Source organism: Acinetobacter sp. YH12046 (genome assembly GCF_013419905.1).
In the GTDB taxonomy this organism is placed as follows: domain Bacteria; phylum Pseudomonadota; class Gammaproteobacteria; order Pseudomonadales; family Moraxellaceae; genus Acinetobacter.
This window is the reverse complement of the sequence record NZ_VOZF01000070.1, coordinates 1-2,048: the sequence shown is the minus strand read 5'-3', so window position 1 is coordinate 2,048 and position 2,048 is coordinate 1. Positions and strand designations below refer to the sequence as shown.

At 34.2% G+C, this 2,048-nt stretch carries 4 protein-coding genes and 1 pseudogene; 4 read left to right on the top strand and 1 reads right to left on the bottom strand.

Going from position 1 to position 2,048, the window contains the following annotated elements; translation table 11 throughout:
- Window positions 1-125: 125 nt before the first annotated feature.
- Both FTU03_RS16370 and FTU03_RS15910 read left to right on the top strand, forming a co-directional pair.
- Window positions 126-227 (top strand): annotated as a pseudogene (locus FTU03_RS16370) (BrnT family toxin); the annotation flags it as partial.
- Entirely contained in the window at window positions 214-528 is a 315-nt protein-coding gene (locus FTU03_RS15910; protein WP_004728120.1) for a BrnA antitoxin family protein, read from the top strand. The pseudogene FTU03_RS16370 and the gene FTU03_RS15910, both read left to right, overlap by 14 nt.
- 88 nt (window positions 529-616) lie before the next feature.
- On the opposite strand, the gene FTU03_RS15905 is transcribed toward FTU03_RS15910, so the two are convergent.
- Complete coding sequence (locus tag FTU03_RS15905) at window positions 617-1,147, bottom strand: hypothetical protein (protein WP_000172759.1); 531 nt, start codon at window positions 1,145-1,147, stop codon at window positions 617-619.
- A 148-nt stretch (window positions 1,148-1,295) separates the two neighbouring features.
- Between FTU03_RS15905 and FTU03_RS15900 the strand changes: the two genes are divergently transcribed.
- On the top strand, window positions 1,296-1,598 hold the full coding sequence (locus tag FTU03_RS15900) for a type II toxin-antitoxin system RelE/ParE family toxin (protein ID WP_000286964.1): 303 nt from the start codon (window positions 1,296-1,298) through the stop codon (window positions 1,596-1,598).
- Window positions 1,599-1,880, top strand: coding sequence for an addiction module antidote protein (locus FTU03_RS15895; protein WP_000985609.1), 282 nt, complete (start codon window positions 1,599-1,601; stop codon window positions 1,878-1,880).
- Window positions 1,881-2,048: the final 168 nt, after the last annotated feature.

Below are 2,048 nucleotides of genomic sequence, written 5' to 3'. Positions count from 1 at the left end.
CGAATCAACCCTACGTTCTGATCCTCAACTTTCACATTTGATACTTTCAACCTACAATATATTGAATAACAATGAATCTCAATTGATGAAAGATACGTATTTAGATCTTTTATTAGAAAACTTAGGTGGCTCACACCATTTTTGATGAAGATGACTGTGAAATCATACGAATCATTAGTGCAAGGCAAGTGACTAAAGCGGAGCGAAACAAATATGAGCATGGTTAGATACTCACGCAAAGAGCTGAATGAGAAATTTGGTGAGAAGCAAGATGCTGAAATTCAACGCTTGCTTGCTAAAGGCACGGTTCCTGATGATCAGCTAGATCTATCAGATATTCCTGAAATTACCGATTGGAGCAGTGCTGTACGCCAAAATCAATTTTACCGCCCAGTGAAGCAACAAACTTCAATTCGGTTAGATGCTGATGTACTTGCTTGGTTCAAAGCACAAGGCAAAGGTTATCAAACACGAATGAATGAAATTTTACGGGATGCTATGCTGAAAGAATTAAAAAATCATCAATAAAAATGGGAGCTTAAGCTCCCATTTTTGACTTCGCATAACGCCCATTATGTTAATTTTAGTTTTCCTTAATACGACAAAAATATCTACTTCATTTCACGAGAATTTCTTTTGCTAAAAGTTCTTCTTTCGTTACACCGAAATATCTTATTTCTAATTTAGGCCTGCCTAACATCTTTAAAAGATTGTTTTCATCATTTATATTTTTTATAGCTTTGCTTACACAATCAATTACGTCATTAGTTTTAGAAATAGCTTCTTTTTCAGATACTTGATCGCTTACTTTTCGAGATATTAAGTCATCAAAATATATCCTATATTCTTCACAAACTAGATAAAAATAAGGGTCTAATCTATCTAAATCATATTCAGATTCAAAGGGTTTACGATCTAATAAATCTTTTTCAGGATAAATAATCAATTGTCCTGCATCGAACCAAAACTCCACAGAAAAATTATCAAACTCAATTCCATTTAAATCATTACTAAAATTTTGAAAATACTGTAATAAAAGATTTTCTATATCCTCTAAAAACTCTTTATTCTTAATATCAAATATTAAAGATTCATTAGAAATAGCTTTGATACAATCTTCTTGAATATCTAACCCCTTTAAAGTCATTTTTACTCCATTTAAATTTTTAGGTTTTGGTGCATTAAGAATTTTGATTAACTTAACATAATGGCGGTTATACGAAATTCACCGTTTCGAGCCCCAAATATCAAGTTTATTTCTTGCATAAATGTATCCTATAGGATACATTCTACTTATGTACTCAATATATACCACTGAAGTCTTTGATGACTGGTTCACCAAGTTAAAAGACCAGCAGGCAAAAAGACGCATACAAGTCCGAATTGATCGGGTTGAAGATGGAAACTTTGGAGATACTGAGCCGGTCGGTGAAGGTGTTTCTGAATTACGTTTCTTCTTTGGGCCAGGCTATAGGATTTATTACTGCAAGCAAGGGCAAAGGGTTGTTATTCTTTTAGCAGGCGGAGATAAGTCTACGCAAAGTAAAGATATAAAACTTGCCCTGCAATTGGCACAAGATTTAGAGGAGGAGCTATAAATGGCTATTAAACTTCGCAAATGGGACAGTGCTGAGCATCTTAAAACAGAGGATGATATGCAGGCTTACTTACAAGCATGTATTGAAGAATCTAATGGCGATGCCGCATTCATTGCAAAGGCTTTAGGTAACATTGCAAAAGCTAAAGGAATGGCTCAATTATCACGAGATACAGGCTTAGGCCGAGAAAGTCTTTATAAAGCACTTTCTGGTGATGTTAACCCTAGTTTTGATACTGTGATTAAAGTTGTAAAAGCACTGAATTTACGCTTAGCAATTTAAAAAAAGTTATTAAAAAATGGAGCTTTAGGCTCCATTTTTTATGTTATTCCCAAGTAGAAATGTCCTACCTAATAACCAAATAGAAATGTCCTATATGGACATTTCCAAGTCAAGCACAGGATTTAGATTTCGTTGTTCAATCGCTGTTTTCTGTGCACGTCTGCTTGG

Excerpts from the sequence above, each read along its gene's own strand:
- FTU03_RS15910 (WP_004728120.1), top strand. The coding sequence starts at position 214 with ATGAGCATGGTTAGATACTCACGCAAAGAGCTGAATGAGAAATTTGGT.
- FTU03_RS15895 (WP_000985609.1), top strand. The coding sequence starts at position 1,599 with ATGGCTATTAAACTTCGCAAATGGGACAGTGCTGAGCATCTTAAAACA.
- FTU03_RS15900 (WP_000286964.1), top strand. The coding sequence starts at position 1,296 with ATGTACTCAATATATACCACTGAAGTCTTTGATGACTGGTTCACCAAG.
- FTU03_RS15905 (WP_000172759.1), bottom strand. The coding sequence starts at position 1,147 with ATGACTTTAAAGGGGTTAGATATTCAAGAAGATTGTATCAAAGCTATT.